This window comes from Pseudomonas sp. NC02, from assembly GCF_002874965.1.
In the GTDB taxonomy this organism is placed as follows: domain Bacteria; phylum Pseudomonadota; class Gammaproteobacteria; order Pseudomonadales; family Pseudomonadaceae; genus Aquipseudomonas.
Window position 1 is genome coordinate 3,031,635 of record NZ_CP025624.1, and the last position, 20,810, is coordinate 3,052,444.

19 protein-coding genes are annotated in these 20,810 nt (G+C 62.1%); 14 read left to right on the top strand and 5 right to left on the bottom strand.

The window, feature by feature from the left end:
- Position 1 precedes the first annotated feature (1 nt).
- The 4 genes from C0058_RS14395 to gloB form a co-directional block, all read right to left on the bottom strand.
- On the bottom strand, positions 2-1,840 hold the full coding sequence (locus C0058_RS14395; RefSeq protein WP_102368873.1) for an extracellular solute-binding protein: 1,839 nt from the start codon (positions 1,838-1,840) through the stop codon (positions 2-4).
- The gene (locus tag C0058_RS14400) at positions 1,837-3,666 is read right to left on the bottom strand and encodes an extracellular solute-binding protein (RefSeq protein ID WP_008435204.1); all 1,830 of its coding nucleotides are present in this window, start codon (positions 3,664-3,666) and stop codon (positions 1,837-1,839) included. The genes C0058_RS14395 and C0058_RS14400 overlap by 4 nt, the downstream gene beginning before the upstream one ends.
- Before the next feature lie 168 nt (positions 3,667-3,834).
- The gene (locus C0058_RS14405; RefSeq protein ID WP_008435202.1) at positions 3,835-5,247 is read right to left on the bottom strand and encodes a lytic transglycosylase domain-containing protein; all 1,413 of its coding nucleotides are present in this window, start codon (positions 5,245-5,247) and stop codon (positions 3,835-3,837) included.
- A 98-nt stretch (positions 5,248-5,345) separates the two neighbouring features.
- A complete protein-coding gene (gene gloB / locus C0058_RS14410; protein WP_003207471.1) occupies positions 5,346-6,113 on the bottom strand; it encodes a hydroxyacylglutathione hydrolase in 768 nt (255 codons plus the stop codon).
- A 65-nt stretch (positions 6,114-6,178) separates the two neighbouring features.
- Here gloB and C0058_RS14415 point away from each other — a divergent pair, with 65 nt between their 5' ends.
- The 3 genes from C0058_RS14415 to dnaQ all read left to right on the top strand — a co-directional run bounded on the left by C0058_RS14415 (position 6,179) and on the right by dnaQ (position 8,302).
- The gene (locus C0058_RS14415) at positions 6,179-6,937 is read left to right on the top strand and encodes a class I SAM-dependent methyltransferase (protein ID WP_008435200.1); all 759 of its coding nucleotides are present in this window, start codon (positions 6,179-6,181) and stop codon (positions 6,935-6,937) included.
- Positions 6,938-7,038: 101 nt separating this feature from the next.
- A complete protein-coding gene (gene rnhA, locus C0058_RS14420; RefSeq protein WP_003207474.1) occupies positions 7,039-7,491 on the top strand; it encodes a ribonuclease HI in 453 nt (150 codons plus the stop codon).
- Between the two features lie 70 nt (positions 7,492-7,561).
- Complete coding sequence (gene dnaQ, locus C0058_RS14425) at positions 7,562-8,302, top strand: DNA polymerase III subunit epsilon (RefSeq protein WP_162835175.1); 741 nt, start codon at positions 7,562-7,564, stop codon at positions 8,300-8,302.
- 3 nt (positions 8,303-8,305) lie between these two features.
- Here dnaQ and C0058_RS14430 read toward each other — a convergent pair whose 3' ends face one another.
- Entirely contained in the window at positions 8,306-9,166 is an 861-nt protein-coding gene (locus C0058_RS14430) for a LysR substrate-binding domain-containing protein (protein ID WP_003207477.1), read from the bottom strand.
- Positions 9,167-9,405: 239 nt separating this feature from the next.
- Here C0058_RS14430 and C0058_RS14435 point away from each other — a divergent pair, with 239 nt between their 5' ends.
- The 11 genes from C0058_RS14435 to tpx all read left to right on the top strand — a co-directional run bounded on the left by C0058_RS14435 (position 9,406) and on the right by tpx (position 20,643).
- Positions 9,406-10,242 carry a transporter substrate-binding domain-containing protein gene (locus C0058_RS14435; RefSeq protein WP_102368874.1) on the top strand — a complete coding sequence of 279 codons (837 nt, stop codon included), beginning with the start codon at positions 9,406-9,408 and terminating at the stop codon, positions 10,240-10,242.
- 3 nt (positions 10,243-10,245) lie between these two features.
- Positions 10,246-11,052 (top strand): transporter substrate-binding domain-containing protein, encoded by an 807-nt coding sequence (locus tag C0058_RS14440; RefSeq protein WP_102368875.1) that lies wholly within the window; start codon positions 10,246-10,248, stop codon positions 11,050-11,052.
- The gene (locus C0058_RS14445) at positions 11,045-12,466 is read left to right on the top strand and encodes an FAD-binding oxidoreductase (RefSeq protein WP_102368876.1); all 1,422 of its coding nucleotides are present in this window, start codon (positions 11,045-11,047) and stop codon (positions 12,464-12,466) included. The genes C0058_RS14440 and C0058_RS14445 overlap by 8 nt, the downstream gene beginning before the upstream one ends.
- Complete coding sequence (locus tag C0058_RS14450; protein ID WP_102368877.1) at positions 12,463-13,674, top strand: aminotransferase class I/II-fold pyridoxal phosphate-dependent enzyme; 1,212 nt, start codon at positions 12,463-12,465, stop codon at positions 13,672-13,674. Before C0058_RS14445 ends, C0058_RS14450 begins: the two co-directional genes overlap by 4 nt.
- Complete coding sequence (locus C0058_RS14455; protein ID WP_102368878.1) at positions 13,671-14,405, top strand: amino acid ABC transporter permease; 735 nt, start codon at positions 13,671-13,673, stop codon at positions 14,403-14,405. The genes C0058_RS14450 and C0058_RS14455 overlap by 4 nt, the downstream gene beginning before the upstream one ends.
- A complete protein-coding gene (locus C0058_RS14460; RefSeq protein WP_003207487.1) occupies positions 14,395-15,087 on the top strand; it encodes an amino acid ABC transporter permease in 693 nt (230 codons plus the stop codon). The genes C0058_RS14455 and C0058_RS14460 overlap by 11 nt, the downstream gene beginning before the upstream one ends.
- On the top strand, positions 15,074-15,898 hold the full coding sequence (locus tag C0058_RS14465) for an amino acid ABC transporter ATP-binding protein (RefSeq protein ID WP_003207489.1): 825 nt from the start codon (positions 15,074-15,076) through the stop codon (positions 15,896-15,898). The genes C0058_RS14460 and C0058_RS14465 overlap by 14 nt, the downstream gene beginning before the upstream one ends.
- A gap of 16 nt (positions 15,899-15,914) precedes the next feature.
- Positions 15,915-16,511: a cysteine dioxygenase gene (locus C0058_RS14470; protein ID WP_102368879.1), complete on the top strand. Its 597-nt coding sequence runs from the start codon at positions 15,915-15,917 to the stop codon at positions 16,509-16,511.
- Positions 16,512-16,646: 135 nt separating this feature from the next.
- Complete coding sequence (locus tag C0058_RS14475; RefSeq protein ID WP_032899376.1) at positions 16,647-17,294, top strand: glutathione S-transferase family protein; 648 nt, start codon at positions 16,647-16,649, stop codon at positions 17,292-17,294.
- Between the two features lie 25 nt (positions 17,295-17,319).
- The gene (metC, locus tag C0058_RS14480) at positions 17,320-20,034 is read left to right on the top strand and encodes a cystathionine beta-lyase (RefSeq protein WP_102368880.1); all 2,715 of its coding nucleotides are present in this window, start codon (positions 17,320-17,322) and stop codon (positions 20,032-20,034) included.
- Between the two features lie 108 nt (positions 20,035-20,142).
- Positions 20,143-20,643, top strand: a complete 501-nt coding sequence (gene tpx / locus C0058_RS14485) for a thiol peroxidase (RefSeq protein ID WP_102368881.1) — start codon at positions 20,143-20,145, stop codon at positions 20,641-20,643.
- Positions 20,644-20,810 lie beyond the last annotated feature (167 nt).

The window sequence follows — 20,810 nt, forward strand, 5'->3', positions numbered from 1 at the left end:
CTCAGTCGCCCCCGCTCGCCGGATCGGCGCTCTGGTTGGTGTCCACGGTTATCGCAGGTTTCACGTCGGGTTTGCTCCACCAGGTGGCGGTGCCGACGTCATACCGTGGCGAGACCTTCGGATGGCCGAGGTGGTCCCAATACGCCACGCGGAAGGTCTTGATGTGCCAGTTGGGGATCACGTAGTAGCCGAACTGCAGCACGCGGTCCAGGGCCTTGGCGTGGGCCACCAGGCTCTTGCGCGAGTCGGAGTCGATGAGTTCTTCCACCAACTGGTCGATGGCCGGGTCTTTCAGGCCGATGTAGTTGCGGCTGCCGGGCTTGTCGGCGCTGGATGACTTCCAGTACTCGCGCTGCTCGTTGCCCGGCGATGAGGATTGCGGGAAGCTGCCCACCACCATGTCGAAGTCCCGCGAACGGATGCGGTTGATGTACTGCGAGATGTCGACCCGGCGAATCACCAGGTCGATCCCCAGGTCTGCCAGGTTGCGCTTGAACGGCAACAGGATGCGTTCGAACTCGGTCTGTGCCAGCAGGAACTCGATGGTCACCGGCTTGCCGGTGGTGTCGACCATCTTGTCGTCGACGATCTTCCAGCCGGCCTCTTGCAGCAGTTGATAGGCCTCGCGCTGCTGGGTGCGGATCATACCGCTGGCATCGGTCTTCGACGGCTCGAAGGCTTCGGTAAACACCTGGGGCGGGATCTTGTCCCGCAGCGGTTCAAGAATCGCCAGCTCATCCGGGCCGGGCAGGCCGGTGGCGGCCATCTCGGAGTTTTCGAAATAACTGCGGCTGCGGGTGTAGGCGCCGTTGAACAGTTGCTTGTTGCTCCATTCAAAGTCCAGCAACAGGCTGATGGCCTTGCGCACCCGCACATCCTGGAACATCGGTTTGCGGGTGTTGAACACGAAGCCCTGCATGCCGGTGGGGTTGCCGTTGGGAATTTCTTCCTTGATCAGGCGGCCCTGGGTGACGGCGGGGGTGTTGTAGGCATTGGCCCAGTTTTTCGCGCTGATTTCCAGCCAGTAATCGAACTGCCCGGCCTTGAGGGCTTCGAGGGCCACGGTGTTGTCGCGGTAGTAATCGGTGACCCGGTAATCGAAGTTGTAGAAACCCTTGTTGATCGGCAGGTCCTTGGCCCAGTAGTCCTTGACCCGCTCATAGCGGATCGAGCGCCCGGCCTTGATCTCGGCCACCTTGTACGGGCCGCTGCCCAGCGGAATCTCCAGGTTGCCCTTGGAGAAGTCGCGGCCCTCCCAGTAATGCTTGGGCAACACTGTCAGTTGCCCAAGGATCAGCGGCAGTTCGCGGTTGTTGGTGCGCTTGAACTTGAACAGCACCCGCAGCGGGTCTTCGGCGATCACTTCGTCGACATCGGCGTAGTAGGTCTTGAAGATCGGCGAGCCGTCCTTCATCAGTGTCTGGAAGCTGAACACCACGTCTTCGGCACGGATCGGGTGGCCGTCGTGGAAGCGCGCTTCGGGGCGAATGTAGAAGCGCACCCAGCTGTTGTCCGGGGCCTTTTCGATCTTGCCGGCCACCAGCCCGTATTCGGTGATGGGTTCGTCCAGGCTTTGCTGGGCGAGGGTGTCGTAGATCAGGCCGATATCATCTGCCGGCACGCCCTTGCTGATGAATGGGTTGAGGCTGTCGAAGCTGCCCATGCTGGATACGCGGAAGGTGCCACCCTTGGGGGCATCCGGATTTACGTAGTCGACGTGTTTGAAATCGGCGGGGTACTTGGGCGGTTCGTTGTAGAGGGTCAGGGCATGTTGCGGGGCCGCATTGGCCGCGGCGCAAAACAGCAGGCTGCCAAGGATCGCAGTACGCAAAGGTATCATTGGGCTTTCTCCGAAGCTTTCAGCCACCATGCGCTCAGGCCCAGGCTGTAGGGCGGCGTGGTGACGAAGGCGAACCGGTTGCGGTACGCCAGGCGATGATAGTTGAGGTACCAGTTGGGAATACTGTAGTGCTGCCACAGCAGGACGCGGTCCAGCGCCCGGCCGGCGGCCAACTGTTCTTCACGGGTTTGCGCCGCCAGCAGTTGGTCCAGCAGGTGGTCGACCACCGGGTTGGCGATGCCTGCGTAATTCTTGCTGCCCTTGATCCCCGCCTGGCTGGAGTGGAAATACTGCCACTGCTCAAGGCCGGGGCTGAGGGTCTGGTTGAGGGTCATCAGAATCATGTCGAAGTCGAACTGATCGAGGCGTTGTTTGTACTGTGCGCGGTCTACCGTGCGCAAGCGGGCATCGACGCCGATGCTTGTCAGATTCTCGACATAGGGCTGCAGGATGCGCTCCAGGTTCGGGTTCACCAGCAGAATCTCCAGCCTCAGCGGCTGCCCGTCACTGTTGAGCAAGCGTTGCCCGGACAGCTTCCAGCCGGCGTCCGCCAACAATGCGAGGGCGCGGCGCATCGTGTCGCGAGGAATGCCGCGACCGTCGGTCTGGGGCAGGCTGAAGGGCTGGGTAAACAGGTTGGCCGGCAGTTGGTCGCGATAGGGCGACAGCATCAGCCACTCATGGCCGGTCGGCACGCCGGTGGCGGAGAATTCGCTGTTGGGGTAATAGCTGAGGCTGCGTTTATAGGCGCCGCTGAACAGGGTGCGGTTGGTCCACTCGAAATCGAACATCAGCCCCAAGGCTTCGCGGACCTTGGCCTGGCTGAAGGCCGGGCGCCGGCTGTTCATGAACAGTCCCTGGCTCTGGGTCGGTATCTGGTGGGCGATCTGCGCCTTGATCACATCGCCGCGGTTGACCGCCGGGAAGTTGTAGCCGTTGGCCCAGTTCTTCGCCTGGTGCTCGATATAGATATCGAACTCGCCGGCCTTGAACGCTTCGAAGGCCACGTCGCTGTCTCGGTAGAACTCCACCTCGACCTTGTCGTAGTTATACAAACCACGGTTGACCGCCAGGTCCTTGCCCCAGTAATCCTTGACCCGCTCGAACACCAGTTGTCGCCCGGGGCTGACCTTGCTGATGCGGTAAGGTCCACTGCCCAGCGGCGGTTCGAACGTGGTGGCCTTGAAGTCGCGGTTTTTCCAGTAATGCTGGGGCAATACCGGTAGCTCGCCCAGGCGCAGGATCAGCAACGGGTTGCCGGCGCGCTTGAACACAAAACGAATGCGATGCCGGTTAAGAATGTCGACCCGGGCCACTTCCTGCAGGTTGGTGCGGTACTGCGGGTGGCCTTCGGTCAGCAGCGTGCGATAGGAAAACGCCACGTCGTAGGCGGTGATCGGCTTGCCATCGTGAAACCGCGCTTCAGGGCGCAGGTTGAACACTACCCAGCTACGGTCCTCGCTGTATTCCACCGATTGGGCAATCAGGCCGTAGCTGGAAGTCGGCTCATCGCCAGAGGGGGCGTACTGACCGGTGCCTACCATCAGCGGCTCATTGAGCTCGTTGACGCCGTATTGCAGGAAGTTGGCGGTGGAGACCGGGCTGGAACCCTTGAAGGTGTACGGGTTGAGGGTGTCGAAAGTGCCAAACGCCATGACCCGCAAGGTGCCGCCCTTGGGCGCTGCGGGGTTTACCCAGTCGAAGTGGGTGAATTTGGCCGGGTACTTGAGCGTGCCGAACTGCGCATAACCGTGGCTCTCGGTAATGGTCGCGTTCGCGGAAAAGCTCAAGGCCAGACTTATTAGTAGAAGGAGGGGACGCTTCAAGTCAGGGATCCGATCCAGGCGGCTTGGGCTTTATGAACCGTACAGTAACAGCTTGTTCCGATTGGAAAAAGGCTGGCGCCGCAGGAGGGAGACTACAGGCTTGGATGGGGGTTGGCAGGGTGAAGAACAAAGGGGGAGCTGTTGCCAGTTCCCCCTCGTGTTTGCTGCTTAGCGCGGCCCGGAAACCACCAGCATCTGCCCAGGTTTCAGGGCCTGGCCAGTGCGTGGGTTCCAGCGCTTGAGATGTTGCATCTCGACGTTGAAGCGTTTGGCGACGATGTACAGCGAATCGCCTTTCTTGACCTTGTACTGCACCGGCTTCTTGCTGTCGGCCTTGGCCACCAGCTTGCGGGTGTCCTGCATTACCAGGGTCTGGCCGACCTTGAGCGCCTGCCCGTTGAGCTTGTTCCAGCGCTGCAGGTCATGTACATCGACCTTGTTGGCCTTGGCGATCAGCGTCAGGTTGTCGCCGCTGCGCACCTTGTAGTTGCGGGTGCGACCGGCAATGGCCTTGTGCTCAACGTCGTCGAACACCGGCTTTTTCGGGCGCATGCTCAGCAATTCTTCGGGCTTCATCGCCGAAAGGCTGCTGGCCAGCAACTGCGCCTTGGACGTCGGCACCAGCAAATGCTGCGGGCCGTCCAGGGTGGTGCGCTGTTTCAAGGCCGGGTTGAGCTGGAACAGTTCGTCTTCGTCAATCTCGGCCAGCGCGGCGACCCGTGACAGGTCCATGCTGGTCTTGATTTCTACCACTTCGAAGTACGGCGTGTTGGCGATCGGGTTCAAGTTGACGCCATACGCCTCGGGGGCCAGCACCACCTGGGACAGCGCCAGGAACTTGGGCACGTAGTCCTTGGTTTCCTGGGGCAGAGGCAGGTTCCAGTAGTCCGTCGGCAAACCGAGCTTCTCGTTACGCTCGATGGCCCGGCTGACCGTGCCCTCACCGGCGTTGTAAGCCGCCAGGGCCAGCAACCAGTCGCCGTTGAACATGTCATGCAGGCGCGTCAGGTAGTCGAGGGCGGCGGTGGTGGAGGCGGTGATGTCGCGGCGGCCGTCGTAGGCGCGGGTCTGGCGCAGGTTGAAATAGCGCCCGGTGGCGGGAACGAACTGCCACAGGCCGACCGCATCGCTGCGGGAATAGGCCATTGGGTTGTAGGCACTTTCAATCACTGGCAGCAGCGCCAGCTCCAGCGGCATGTTGCGTTCTTCAAGGCGTTCGACGATGTAATGAATGTAGAGGCTGCCGCGTTCGCCGGCGTTCTCGAGGAAGGATGGGTTGCTGGCAAACCACAATCGTTGCTGTTCAATGCGCGGGTTGACGCCTAACCCGTCCTGCAATTGAAAGCCCCGGCGCATGCGTTCCCAGACATCCTGGGGCACTTCCGGGCTTGGCTTCTCTGATAGCCAAAGGGGTTTTTGCTTGATCTTGGCGGTAAGGTTTGGCTTGGGTTGCACGGTGGATTGTGCGGCAAAATGGGTCGATTGGCAGCCCGCCAGAGTAGCGGACACAGCCACCGCCACGGCTTGAGCCAGGCGGGTCAATGCGTCTGAATGGTTGGTTTTACGAATAGATGACGACATTGGCTGGAAGTAAGTTCCGGGCAAAAATGTCGGGCGATTCTAGAAAGCGCGTGGGTTGCGGTCAACCATTCAGAAATTACGTACTAAATTCCGCGCGCTTAGAACGTATCTTTCCACGACCTCAAGCTAGCAAACACCTCACTCCCGGCCCGGTTATCGCGGCCATTCCGTTCGTCCGCTTTTTCTTTAACGGATGTTTCAGAGGTCCGCAGAAAAGGGTTAGTGCGTTTTTCCAGGGCCAAAGTCGAAGGCAATGTTATCTGGCCGTTCGCCCGCAGTTGCCGCACGTTCTCCACCCGTTCGGCGATATCCGCGTTATGCGGTTCCACGGCCTGGGCGAATTTCAGGTTACTTTGTGTGTATTCGTGGGTGCAGTACACCAGCGTGTTGGCCGGCAAGGCCGCCAGGCGCTCCAGTGAGGTGTGCATTTGCTGCGGGGTGCCTTCGAACAGGCGGCCACAACCGGCGGCGAAGAGGGTGTCGCCACAGAACAGCACGCCCTCGTGATAAAAGGCGATGTGCCCCAGGGTATGGCCGGGTACGGCAAACACCTCGAAGTCCCAACCCAGCACGTTGATGCGGTCGTTATCCTGGAGTGCCACGTCCCGCGCCGGGATCTTTTCATTTGCCGGGCCGTAGACCGTGGCGCCTGAAACACTTTTAAGTTGCTCGACGCCGCCGACATGATCATGGTGATGGTGAGTCACCAGGATGTCGCTGAGGGTCCACTCGGGATGCTGCTGGAGCCAGGCCAGCACGGGCGCGGCATCACCGGGATCGACCACCGCGCAGCGCTTGTTCGGCTGATCCTGTAACAACCAGATGTAGTTATCGGTGAAGGCGGGCAGGGCACTGATCTGTATCATTCTTTGATTCGCCAAGCTGAACACATTGGTGCATCTTAGAGCTTCTTGGCGCGTTGGAGAATGCAATGACTGATAAAGCGTTCGCCCAGGCCGATCCCGAGTGGCTGGCACTGATCGGTGCCGCCCGTGAATGGCTGTCCGGGCCTGTCGGGCAATTTTTACTGGATGAAGAACGGCGCATGCTCGAAGACGAGCTGGGTCGGTTCTTTGGTGGTTACCTGGTGCATTACGGGCCGTCGGCACAAACCCCGCCGTCGGCACCCCAGGTGCAACGCAATGTGCGCCTGGGGGCGCCGCTGCCGGGGGTTGAAATCGTCTGCGAGGAGCAGGCCTGGCCGTTGAGCGAGCATGCGGCCGATGTGGTGGTGATGCAGCATGGCCTGGATTTCTGCCTGTCGCCCCACGGTTTGCTGCGCGAAGCGGCCAGCAGCGTGCGCCCTGGTGGCCATTTGCTGATCATTGGCATCAACCCCTGGAGCAGTTGGGGCTTGCGCCATGTGTTCGCCCATGACGGGCTGCGCCAGGCGCGCTGCATCTCGCCGTCGCGAGTCGGCGACTGGTTGAACCTGCTGGGCTTTGCGCTGGAGAAACGCCGCTTCGGGTGCTATCGTCCGCCGCTTGCGTCTGCCAAGTGGCAAGGCCGGCTGGCCGGCTGGGAACGCAGGGCCGGTGCCTGGCAATTGTCCGGCGGGGGTTTCTACCTGTTGGTGGCGCGCAAGATCGTCGTTGGCCTGCGCCCGGTGCGCCAGGTGCGTCGCGAGCCGATGGGCAAGCTGGTGCCGATGCCGATGGCCAAGGTCAATCGCAAGCAGAGCGAACAGTAAACATACCTTTTTGATTTCAGGTCGAGCCTCTCGACCTCGGGCACTTGTCGGTCGATTATCGGCAACCCGCTTTGATGGATCCCGCTTTAATGGACAGTGAAATGACCGATACCGTAGAACTCTTCACCGATGGCGCCTGCAAGGGCAACCCCGGCCCCGGCGGATGGGGCGCCTTGCTGGTGTGCAAGGGCGTGGAGAAGGAACTGTGGGGCGGCGAAGCCAACACCACCAACAACCGCATGGAGCTGATGGGCGCGATCCGTGGCCTGGAAGAGCTCAAGCGCCGTTGCGACGTATTGCTGGTGACCGACTCCCAGTACGTGATGAAGGGCATCAACGAGTGGATGGTCAACTGGAAGAAGCGCGGCTGGAAGACTGCGGCCAAGGAGCCGGTGAAAAACGCCGACCTGTGGCAATTGCTCGATGAGCAATGCAATCGCCACAACATCACCTGGAAATGGGTGCGCGGGCACATCGGCCATCCCGGCAACGAGCGGGCCGACCAACTGGCCAACCGCGGTGTGGATGAAGTGCGCGGCTACAAACAGAGCTGATGCCGGTTGACGTGTTAAGATCCCGCCCTTTGAAATGTACCAAACCGTTGAGAGCTGAACCCTGATGGCCATCCGATCTGTTGTACTCGATACCGAAACCACCGGCATGCCGGTGACCGACGGCCACCGGATCATTGAAATCGGCTGTGTCGAACTGATGGGCCGCCGCCTCACCGGCCGGCACTTCCACGTCTACCTGCAACCGGATCGGGAAAGTGACGAAGGCGCCATCGGCGTCCACGGCATCACCAACGAATTCCTGGTGGGCAAGCCACGGTTTGCCGAAGTGGCGGATGAGTTCTTTGAGTTCATCAACGGCGCGCAACTGATCATCCATAACGCGGCGTTCGACGTTGGCTTCATCAACAACGAATTCGCGCTGATGGGGCAGACCGACCGGGCTGATATCACCCGGCACTGCTCGATCCTCGACACCTTGATGATGGCGCGTGAGCGTCACCCGGGCCAGCGCAACAGCCTCGATGCGTTGTGCAAACGCTATGGCGTCGACAACTCCGGCCGTGAACTCCACGGCGCGTTGCTCGACTCCGAGATTCTCGCTGACGTCTACCTCACCATGACCGGTGGCCAGACCAGCCTGTCCCTGGCCGGTAATGCCTCGGACGGCAATGGTTCGGCGGAGGGCTCGGGCAATCGTCCTTCGGAAATCCGCCGCCTGCCAGCGGATCGCCAGCCCACCACGATCATTCGTGCCAGCGAGCAGGACATGGCCGAGCATGCAGCGCGCCTCGAGGCGATCGCCAAGTCTGCCGGCGCACCCGCGTTGTGGACCCAATTGACCCAGCAATAACCGTTATCCCAGCGCCAGCCCCTGGCTGGCCCTGATCAAGTCATAAGCCTTGCGCGCAATCGGGTTCGCCGTGTTCGGACGGATCCACAGGTAGTACGTCACCTCCGGCATCCTCGGCAATCCATCGTTTTCCCCCAATACCCGCATATCCGGCCCTAGCATCTCCATGCTTCGCGGGGTCACGCCCAGCCCTGCGCGGGTTGCCGCCTTGATACCGATCAGGTTCGATGCCAGGTACGCCTGGCGCCACGGGATATTCGCCCGTTCCAGCGCCTCAAGGGCGTAGCGCCGATAAATGCTCGGCTCATCCACCAGAATCAATGGCAGCGGCTCGCTTGGCGAGTGAATGTATTGCGCCGAACAAATCCACCACACCGGCGAGGTGCGCAGCGCAAAGCCTTCGAGGTTGGCATCGGCGCGGGTGGAAATCACCATGTCGACCTTGCCCCGGTGCAGGTCATCCATCAGGAACGGGCTGCGCCCGACGTCGATCTCCAGGCGCAGGCGCGGTGCCGAGCGGGCGATGTGGCTGAGGATCGGCGGCAGGATGGTGTCGGCGATGTCGTGGGGCGAGCCGATACGCAGTACGCCGCTGAGGCTGCTTTCCCGCAGGGAATTGAGTGCATCGTCATTCAGCGAGAGCATCTGCCGCGCATGCCGCAACAGTTGCATCCCGGGTTCTGTCAGTTGTTTTTGCCGGCCACGTTTTTCAAACAGGCTGACGCCCACTTGTTGTTCCAGACGCTGCATATGCTGGGTGACGGAAGATTGTGTGCGTGCAAGGTGAGTGCCGGCTTCGGCAAAGCTGTGGTGGTCGACCACGGCGATAAAGGTGCGGAGCAGTTCAAGATCGAGGGTCGACATGGCCATTCCAGGGCGTTTTTATATCAAGGGTGCGAAGATAAATATTACAGATGTTTATGTTTTGTCGCGCCGGGTTTTTACGAGGGCTAATGAATTCGAGTATATGGCCAAAAGTCAGCGCGTCCATATACGGGAAGTTATAACGATATTAGATATTTGAATTTCCGTTAGCCCGGCACTCTCCCTAGCATGCCCCCACATCAGGTCGGGGTACGCCGATCGCTAATGAGGGGGGTTCCATGGGGTTTGTGCGCGCGGCGGTAAAACGAAGGTTGCCTGTGGTCCTGGGCGCGTTGATCGCCCTGGGCGGCAGCGCAGTGGCTCAGGCCGATGCGACCCTGGAAAAGATCCAGCAGCGCCATGTGCTGGTGGTCGGCGTGCTGCTGTCTGGCGGGCCGTTTGGCGGCATCGACCCCACCACCCAGAAGCCCAGGGGCTTGAACGTCGACCTGGCCAACGAGCTGGGTCGTCAGTTGGGCGCCGAGGTGCAGCTGGTGCCGGTATTGCCGGCCAACCGTGTGCAGTTCCTGCAACAGGGCAAGGTCGACCTGCTGATCGCCAATATGGAATGGACCGCCGAGCGTGGCGAGATCCTCGGGTTCGTGCCGACGCCGTTCTACAAGATCGGCGGCACTGCTGCCGTACTCAAGGACAGCAAGATCACTCGCTGGGAAGATCTCAAGGACCAGCCGGTGTGCACCTCCCAGGGCAGCAGCTACGTCAAGCCGTTGACCGAACTGGGCGCGCAGATCAAGGCCTTCAAGAGCTCTTCGGAATCCCTGCTGGCCCTGCGCGGCAACAACTGCGTCGCCGCGGTGCATGACTCCACCCTGGTCAACCCGCTGATCAACGACAGCGCCGAATGGAAGGATTACCGCACCCTCAGTCCCGAGCTGAACCCGGCGCCATCGGTAATCTGGACCCGCCGTGGCGAGAGCGACACCCAGGCCAAACTCGACCCCATCGTCAAGGACCTGCACCGCAGCGGCTGGCTGATCGAAGCCCAGACCCGCAACCACATCACCCCGGCGTCCCCGGCGCTGGTGGAGTTGCAAAAACAGTTCAAGGGCGCCTGACACATGACATTGAGAACCCTGACTGCCTTGGGCCTGGCACTGTGCGCCAGCCTGGCCCACGCCGACGCCACCCTCGACAAGATCCAGCAACGCCACGCCATCAGCGTCGGCGTGATCCTCAGCGGTCCGCCGTTTGGCACCATCGACCCCAAGACCGGCGAACACCTGGGCTACAACGTCGAACTGGCCAAGGGCCTGGGCCAGGCGCTGGGTGTGGAGACCAGGACCGTTTCGGTACTGGCGCCCAACCGCGTGCAGTTCCTGCAACAGGGCAAGGTCGACGTGCTGATCGCCAACATGCAGTACACCGACGAACGCGCCGAGATTCTCGACTACGTGCCCACGCCCTATGAAGAAGTCGGCGGCGCGGCGTTGATCCGCAAAGGCGCCGGCATCACCCAGTGGGCCGACCTCAAGGGCAAGCCGGTGTGCGTGTCCCAGGGCAGCAACTTCATCAAGCCGTTGCAGGAAACCTACGGCGCGCAGATCAAGGCGTTCCGCAGCCAGTCCGAATCCCTGCTGTCGTTGCGCGGCAATGGCTGTGTGGCGGCGGTGCACGTCAGCCCGACCATGCACGCGCTGCTCGGCGATGCCGAATGGTCCGGCTACGAGATCCCGTTGCCGGGGGATTTGATCCCGTCCAAATCCGTGATCTGGATCCGTAAAGGCGAACACGACACCCAGGCCAGGCTCGACGCCATCGTGCGCGACTGGCATCGCAGCGGCTGGTTGATCGCCCTCGGCGAACGTACCGGCATGGCTCCGTCCCAAGCCCTGCGTGATCTGCACGAGCAGTACAGCCATGAGTGAAGCGCTATTCGCCACCCTGCAACAACTGCTCGGCGCCGCCCATGTGCAGCGCAGTGAAGATGCCGCCCAGTACCTGACCGACAAACAGGGCCGCTACACCGGCCAGGTGATCGCCGTGGTGCACCCGGCCAACACCGAGGAAGTGGCCGCCGTGGTGCGTGCGTGTGTCGCCCTGGAAGCGCCCATCGTGGTCCAGGGCGGCAACACCGGCCTGATGGCGGGTGCCACACCGGATGCCAGCGGCCGCGCGGTATTGTTGCTGCTCGACCGCATGAACCGGGTGCGCGTGATCGATACCGACAACGACACCCTGACCGTCGAAGCCGGCTGCATCCTGCAAAACATCCAGGACGTGGCCCGTGAAGCCGGTCGCCTGTTTCCATTGAGTCTTGGCGCCGAAGGCAGTTGCACCATCGGCGGCAACCTTGGCACCAATGCAGGCGGCACCGCCGTGCTGCGTTATGGCAACACCCGCGAGTTGACCCTGGGCCTGGAAGTAGTGACCGCCGAAGGCGAAATCTGGAATGGCCTGCGAGGGTTGCGCAAGGACAACACCGGCTACGACCTGCGGGATTTGTACGTGGGCAGCGAAGGTACCCTCGGGATTATCACCGCCGCGACCCTGAAGCTGTTCCCGCTGCCCAAGGCCCAGGCGACAGCGCTGCTGGCGTTTGACGAGTTGGCCCAGGCGGTGGCGTTCCTGTCCCATGCCCGCGCCGGTTTTGGTGCAAACCTCACTGCATTCGAATTGCTCAGCGCCGATTGCCTGGCGTTGTTGCGCGAGCAATTTCCCGAGGGCCCGCAACCGTTTCTCAACGCCAGCCAACCCTGGTTTGCCTTGCTGGAGCTGTCGGATAACCACGGTGAAACCCACGCCCGCGAAGCCTTCGAAACGGTCCTCGGTGAAGCCTTCGAACAGTCACTGCTGGCCGACGCACTGATCGCCGAAAGCCTGGCGCAAAGCGAAGCGCTATGGCTGCTGCGGGAGAACATGAGCGAAGCGCAGAAGCGTGCCGGACGCAATATGAAGCACGATATCTCGGTGCCCATTTCGCAAATCGTCGCCTTCGTCGCCCATACCGATGCGCTGTTGCAGACGCATTTCCCCGGTGTTCGCAACTTCACGTTCGGGCACCTGGGGGACGGCAACCTGCATTACAACGTGGCCCATCCGCTGGATTCAACGGTCGACGAGCACATGCGCAACTACGCCGAATTGAGCTTGCTGGTACACGACGGCGCCCATGCCCACGGCGGCTCCATCAGCGCCGAACACGGGATTGGCCAGCGCAAGGTCGGCCTGCTGGGCCGCTACAAAAGCCCGGTGGAACTGGACCTGATGCGCCGCATCAAGCGGGCCCTCGACCCGAAAAACCTGCTCAATCCCGGCAAAGTCATTGAGGTGCAGCCATGACCGTTCGCTTGTCCAAGCGGGTGCAGCGCGTGTCGCTGTCGGCCAATGCGGCGGCCAAATCCCGCGCCACGGAACTGCGTGACGCCGGCCGCGACATCCTGGACCTGACCACCGGCGAGCCGGATTTCGATACCCCGGAGCACATCAAGCAAGCCGCCTGCGCAGCCATTGCTGCGGGCGCCACCAAGTACACGCCGACACCCGGGGTAAAAGCCTTGCGCGTGGCCGTGCAGCGAAAACTGGCCGAAGAAAACCACCTGGACTATTCGCTGCCGAATATCGTGATCGCCAACGGCGCGAAACAAATCATCTTCAACGCCTTCGCCGCAACCCTCGACGATGGCGATCAAGTGCTGGTGCCGACGCCTTACTGGCCGTCGTTCCCCGACAGCGTGCGCTTCAACGGTGGCGAGCCGGTTTTTATCGAGTGCGGGCTGGAGCAGGGCTGCAAACTGCTGCCCGCCCAGCTGGAGCAACACATCAATCAACGCACCCGCTGGCTGATCCTTAACGGCCCGGGCAACCCGAGCGGTGCGGTGTATAGCGAGGCTGAACTGCACGCGCTGGCCGAGGTGCTGCGTCGCCATCCCCAGGTGCTGGTGCTGCTGGATGAACTCTACGAACACATCCGCTTCGACGGGCGCCCGGCCCAGAGCCTGCTGAACGTCGCGCCGGATTTGCAGGACCGTTGCCTGCTGGTGGGCGGCGTGTCCAAGACCTACGCCATGACGGGCTGGCGCATCGGTTTCGGCGCCGGGCCGCAGGCCTTGACCCATGCAATGGCGGTTGTTCAGTCGCAATCCACCTCCGGTGCTTCCTCCGTGGGCCAGGCCGCTGCATTGGCTGCATTCACCGGCGGGCTGGGCTTTTTGGCCGAGCAGGTAGCGGCCTATCAGCTGCGCCGGGACCTGTTGATGATGGCCCTCGGCACCGTCGTGGGCCTGGAAGTACTCGAACCCCAGGGCGGCTTTTTCGTGTTCGTGCGTTGCGCCGGTTTGCTTGGCCGCTATCGCCCGGACGGTCAGTGCCTGAACGATGACGGCGATGTCGTCGCGTACTTGCTGGAGGAGGGCGTCGCCGGAGTAGCGGGCAGTGCCTACGGCCTGTCGCCGTGGTTTCGCCTGTCCATCGCCACGGCGACCGACAGCGTGGCCGAGGCCGGCCGCCGTATCGCTGTCGCCTGCGGCAAGCTGCGGGGCGTCGAATGAGTCATTGGCTGGAGCTTTTTGTGCGCTGGGCCGCCGGTATCGGCCTCAACTACAGCTTCCTGCTGGATGCCTATCAGCGCGGCACCCTGGAGCAGGGCGCGCTGACCACGGTGCTGTTGTGCCTGTTCACCATCGTCGGCAGCCTGCTGGCCGGGATCAGCCTGGCGGCGCTGCTGACTTCCGGCAACCCGTGGCTGGCCAAACCGGCGCGGGTGTTTATCGAAGTCACCCGCAACACGCCGACCCTGGTGCAGCTGTACTGCGCATTCCTGGTGTTGAACATGCTGCTGACCCAGGCCGTCGGCGCGGCCAACCCGCTGACGCCGTTTGCCTGGGTGGTGATCGTGATTTCGCTGCACAAGGGCGCGTTCCACGCCGAAGCCCTGCGCGCCGGCATCGAAGCGGTGCCCGCCGTGACCCTGGAAGCCGCCAGCTCCCTGGCGTTCAGCAGTCGGCAATTGCTGTGGAATGTGCAGTTGCCGTTGGCCCTGCGCTTCGCGCTGCCGTCGCTGATCAACAACCTGATCGACCTGGTGAAAATGACCGCCGTGGCCTCGGCCATCGCCGTGGGCGACATCACTTACGCCTCGATCATGATCTGGACCCAGAGCGATAACGTGCTGGAGCTGATGATTCTGATCCTGAGCTTTTTCGGCTTGCTGAGTTTTACCGTCAATTGTGTGGGGCGCTGGCTGGAAGCGCGCCTGAGGATGCCCGGCTATGGCCATTGATTCATTCCCGGTGCTGTCGGCGTTGCTGCAATGGTCGCCGGCGCTGGTGACTGGTTTCGGCCAGAACATCCTGATCAGCCTGGTGGCGATTGGTCTTGGTTCGCTGCTGGGCCTGATGGTGGGCGCGTTGGCCCTGTCACCCCTTCGCCTGCTTCGGTTGCCCGCGCGGATCTGGGTGCAGGTTTTCCGCAATGCACCGTGGCTGGTGCTGATCTATTTCACCACCTACGTGTTCCCGTTCGAGATCCATATCGGCAGCAGCTACGTGTCGTTCCCGGACTGGGTCAAGGTGACGATTGGCCTGGCATTGCCGGCCAGCGCCAACGTGGCGGAGATCTTTCGCGGCGCCATCGGCTCGATCCCCAGCACCCAGTGGGAGGCGGCGCGCTCACTGGCATTTACCCGCGGCCAGATATTCAGCTCGATCATTCTGCCCCAGTGCTTCAAGCGCATGTTGCCGCCGTGGATGAACCTCTACGCGGTGGTCACCATGGGCACCGCCCTGGCGTCGCTGGTGGGCGTGCACGACGTGATCGATACCGCACAGATCGCCAGCAACACCGTGAACATGACCGGCTTTACCGTGGTGATCTACCTGAGTTTGCTGGTGCTGTTCTTTGCCTACTGCTACCCGATTTCCCGTTTGACCCAACGCCTGGAGCGCCGTTATGCCTTCTATTGAACCCCTGGTCAGCCTGCGGGATTTGCAGCTGTCGTTCGGTGACAACCGGGTGCTCAAGGGCATCGACCTCGACGTGCATCGCGGCCAGGCGGTGTCGATCATCGGCCCGTCGGGCTCGGGCAAGTCGACCATCCTGCGTTGCATCACCGGCCTGTTGCAGCCTCAGCGCGGCACCATTCGCGTGGGCGAAACCCGGGTCGATACGCTGACCCAGGAAGCCCAGCGCATCGAGTTGCGCAAGCGTGTGGGTTTTGTATTCCAGCAATACAACCTGTTCCCGCATTTGTCCGTGCTGGAAAACCTGGTGATCGCCCCGCGCAAGGTGCTCGGTCGCAACCGTGCCGATGCCGAGAAAGATGCCCGGGCGCTGTTGGCCAAGGTGCGCATGGAGCACAAGGCCGATGCCTATCCGGGCCAATTGTCCGGCGGCCAACAGCAGCGGGTGGCGATTGCCCGGGCGTTGGCGATGCGCCCCGAGCTGATCCTGTTCGATGAAGTGACCTCGGCCCTGGACCCGGAAACCGTCGGTGAAGTACTGACGGTGATTCGCGAGCTGACCGAAGAAGGCATGACCTGCGTGCTGGTGACCCACGAAATGCGCTTTGCCGAAGAGATCAGCGACATCGTCTATTTCACCGAAAACGGCGTGATCGTCGAGCACGGCAGCGCCGAGCAGATCTTCCAGCGCCCCACCAGTGAACGGACCCAGGAATTCCTGCGCCATGCCTTGGGCGATCCCGGCCGTCGGCCGCCGATCGCCAACGATCCGTACCTGTTGACCAACCTGAGCCGCTACACCCTGTCCGTCTAACAAGAGGAACCTCGTCATGAGTACCGCAAACCGTGCCGCCGTTATCGAAGACTTCCTGCAGCAGATCCGCGTCATCAACCAGCGTGGCGTAGACCGCGCGGCCCTGGTGGAAATCGTCGGGCTGCTGGAAACCCTGGCCGAGCGCCGGGACCTGTTCAACTTCAGCGAATTCCCCGCGCCGGTGCCGGGCCAGGGCAGTACCGCGTTCCGCTATCGCCTGAACGACGACGGCGACACGCCCACCCTGTACCTGAACTCGTTGCTGCCGGGCAAAAGCACCATCCCGCACAACCACGAAACCTGGGCGATCATCAGTGCCGTTGAAGGCCAGGAAATCAACTACGTGTATGGCCGCAACGATGAAGGGCGTGAGGAAGGCTTCACCACCCTGACCCTTGAGAAAGAAGTCGTCGTGCAGCCGGGCACCTCTATCTCGTTCCTCGGTGAAGACCTGCACGGGATTCGCGTTGAGGGTGAGCAGGCGACCTTGCATTTCCACCTGTACGGCTTGCCGCTGGAATCCCTCAATGGCCGTTACGGCGTTGAAGCAGACGGCCGGATCCTCAACTACAACGCCTCGCAGATGGCGCCTTCAATCCGGGCCTATTCCTGAGCACAACACACATCAAATGTGGGAGCGGGCTTGCTCGCGAATGGGGTGTGTCAGCCAATGAATGCGTTTCTGACCCACCGCATTCGCGAGCAAGCCCGCTCCCACAATTGGATCCGCGTTCATCCAGGGTTTTTTATGATTGATCTGTATTACTGGCCTACGGGCAACGGCCTGAAAGTCGGCATCCTGCTGGAAGAGCTGGAGGCGGAGTACCGCCTGATTCCGGTCAACATCCGCGAAGGCGCGCAGAAGCAGGAAAGCTTCCAGCGCATCAGTGCGAATGGGCGGATTCCGGCGATTGTCGACCACCGCCTTGAAGCACCCCTGAGCCTGTTCGAGTCCGGGGCGATCCTGAACTACCTGGCGGACAAGGCTGGGCGCTTCCTGCCGCCCGCCGGTACCGCCGAGCGCCAGAAGGTCCAGGAATGGCTGTTCTGGCAGGTAGGGCATATCACCCCGTACCTGAGCCAGTTGCAGCTGTTCAAGGAGAAGGCCCCGGAACCGATTCCCTTTGCCCTGGACCTGCTGAACGCCGAAGCCACGCGCCTGTATCGGGTGCTGGAGCAGCGCCTGGCGGAGGTGCCGTATGTGGCGGGCGAATACTCGGTGGCCGACATGGCGATCTTCCCGTGGATCCAGCCCCTGCGCCAAGGCCAGGACCTGGCGGACTACCCGAACATCCAGGCCTGGCGTCTGCGCATCAAGGCGCGCCCGGCAGTCCAGCGGGCCTATGCCAAGGGCCGTGAAGTGGCCGCCGGCGAGCGTTCGCTGGCCTTGCAGTAACCCATCTATTTTTTGCGGGACTTCCATGAGCCAGACCATCACACCCGGGCAATTGCAACAATGGCTGTTTGACGGCCAGGAAATCGCCCTGTTCGACGTACGCGAGCACGGCCAATACGGCGAGGCCCACCTGTTTCACGGGGTGAACCTGCCCTATAGCCGCCTGGAACTGGAGGTGCAGCGCCTGGCACCGAATCCCCGGGTGCGCCTGGTGATCTACGACCAGGACGGCGGCGATGTGGCTGCGCGCACGGCACTGCGTTTGCAAGCGCTGGGCTACCGCCATGTGCATGTGCTGGAAGGGGGTGCGAACGCTTGGCAGGCGGCGGGTTTGCAGTTGTTCGCCGGGGTGCATGTGCCGTCGAAAGCCTTTGGCGAATTGGTGGAAGAGGCCAGCCACACACCCCACGTCACCGCGCAGCAACTGGCGGACTGGCAGGCCACGGGCGAGCCGTTGGTGGTGCTGGACGGTCGGCCGTTCGATGAATACCGCAAGATGACCATTCCCGGTTCGATCTGCTGCCCCAATGGTGAGCTGGGTTACCGCGTGCACGACCTGGTGCCGGATGAAACCACGCCGATCGTGGTCAACTGCGCCGGGCGTACCCGCAGCATTATCGGCGCCCAGACGTTGATCAACCTCGGGGTGAAGAACCCGGTTTATGCCCTGGAAAACGGTACCCAGGGTTGGTACCTGGCGGATTTCAAGCTGGAGCACGGCAGCACCCGGCGTTATGCCGACCAGGTCTCGACGGATCTGGGCCGGCAGCGCGAGGCTGCCCGGCGGTTGGCGGAGCGGGCAGGGGTGGTCAGTGTCAAGGCGGAGCAGGTCCGGCAATGGGCGGCGGACCCGGCCCGTAGCCTGTTCCTGTGCGATGTGCGTACCGCTGAAGAATTTGCCGCCGGCAGTTTGCCGGGGGCGCAACACACGCCGGGCGGGCAATTGATCCAGTCCACCGACCTGTACATCGGCGTGCGTCAGGCACGGGTGGTGCTGCTGGACAGTGATGGTGTGCGTGCGCCGATTGTCGCCAGTTGGCTGCGGCAGTTGGGGCATGAGGCGTATGTGCTGGAGGGTGGCGTCCACAGTGGATTGGCGCTGGAGGTCAAGGAGGCCGTGCCCTTTGACGCGCTGCCGCTGATCTCGGTGCAGGCGCTGGCCGATGCGCTGAAGGACGGCACCGTGGACCTGGTGGACCTGCGCCCGAGCATGATCCATCGCAAGGGCCGGATTGTCGGTTCGCGCTGGTCGATTCGTTCGCGGTTGACCGCTGGTGGGCGTCCACTGGTGCTGCTGGCTGATGATCCGGCACTGGCCGCTTTTGCTGCGTTGGGCTTGGGCGGCGATGTGCGTTTGCTCGACGGCGGCTATTCCGCGTGGGTTGCGGCCGGTTTGCCGGTGATCGAGGATGCGCAAACGCCTCCGGACAACCAGTGCATCGACTTCCTGTTCTTCACCCACGACCGTCACAGCGGCAACAAGGACGCTGCCCGCCAATATCTCGCCTGGGAAATTGGCCTGTTGGCACAGATGAGCGAAGCGGAAATCGCCAGTCTCAAGCCGTTGTTGCCCGCGTCACGCGTGCGTACCCGGCTGATTCACGCGGCGCGTACCGAAGGCGGCAATGGTGGTCGGGCGGTGAACGTACCGATCACCCGCCTGAGCACCGTGCTGTTCGACAACCTGGCCCAGATGCGTGACGCGCGCTCCCGACGCGACAGTGAGCGGGTCCTGAGTTACGGCGCACGCGGCAATCCCACCGCTTTTGCCCTTGAAGACCTGGTCACCGAACTTGAGGGGGGCTATCGCACACGGCTGTATGGCACCGGGCTCGCCGCCGCGGCGCAGACGTTCCTGGCCTACCTGCGGCCCGGCGACCATGTGTTGATCACCGACGCCGTCTATTCGCCGGTGCGCAAACTGGCCCGGGAGTTCCTCCAGCCATTCGGCATCGAAGTCAGCTATTTCGCCCCGGACGGCAGCGGCCTGGAAGCGCAACTGCAGGCCAACACCAAAATGGTCTACGCCGAAGTGCCGGGTTCGCTGCTGTATGAGCTGTGTGACCTGCCCGCGCTAGCCGCACTGTGCAAGCCGCGGGGCATTCTGTTGGCGGTGGACAACACCTGGGGCTCGGCGTACCTGTACCGACCGCTGGCGCTGGGTGCCGACATCTCGATCATGGCCTTGACCAAGTACCTTGGCGGCCACAGTGACGTGATGATGGGCAGCGTCTGCACCACCGAAGCGGCATGGCCGGCCCTGGCGAAAATGAGCGATACCTTTGGCAATGCGGTGAGTGCCGACGATGCCTACCTGATCCTGCGTGGCGCACGCACCCTGGCTTCCCGGCTGGACGTGCACGAGCGCCAGGCGTTGAAGATTGCCCAGTGGTTGCAGGCGCAGCCGCAGGTCAGGCGGGTGTTTCATCCGGCACTGGCGGAGCATCCTGGCCACGCGCTGTGGAAGCGTGACTTCAGCGGGAGCAACGGTTTGCTGTCCTTCGAACTCGACCGCGCGGATGCCGGCTACGTCGAACGGTTTATCGACGGCCTGCAGCTGTTTGGCCTGGGCGCATCCTGGGGCGGCTTTGAAAGCCTGGTGACCCTGGCCGATACACAGGATCGCCAGAGCGCCGCCGACCGTGGATTGAACCCGGTGGTGCGCCTGCATGTGGGGCTGGAGGATGTGGAGGCGTTGATCGAGGATCTGCAGCGCGGGTTCGTGGCGGCGGGGCGTTGAGCCTCGCACCATGACAATTTGCGTCCGCCCATAGGTGCCCATCGAACTTTGTGTTTAACTTCGGCACCTGAAATTCGTTTCACTACCACCACTAGAAGGATTCCGTTCATGGCTCAAGTTACCCATAAAGGCAACCCTATCCAGGTCGACGGCGACTTGCCACAAGTCGGCGCCAAAGCGCCAGCCTTTACCCTGACTGCTGGCGATCTGTCGGACGCGACCCTGGCTACCTTTGCCGGCAAGCGCAAAGTGCTGAACATTTTCCCAAGCGTTGATACCCCGACCTGCGCGACTTCGGTTCGCAAGTTCAACGCCCAGGCCAACAGCGTGGACAACGCCGTGGTGCTGTGCATCTCCACTGACCTGCCATTTGCCCAGGCACGTTTCTGCGGCGCCGAAGGCCTGGAAAACGTTAAGAACCTGTCGGACTTCCGCGATGCCGGCTTTGCCGTTGACTACGGCGTTGCGATCGCCGCAGGCCCGCTGCGCGGCCTGACCGCCCGTGCCGTCGTGGTACTGGACGAGAACGACAACGTACTGCACAGCGAACTGGTCAGTGAAATCGGCCAAGAGCCGAACTACGAGGCAGCCCTGGCTGTTTTGAAGTAACTGTTACTACGCATTACTGTCGTTTTGCAGTAACACGCGTGATGCAGTATTACGGCCTGGCCTAGTCCAGGCCGTTTTTATTTGTGCTTCAGAGGCTTAGCCAGATAGCGAATGGACTAAGCACAGAAGTTAAAAGTTGTAATCCAAGGTAAATAGCCGGTAAAGGC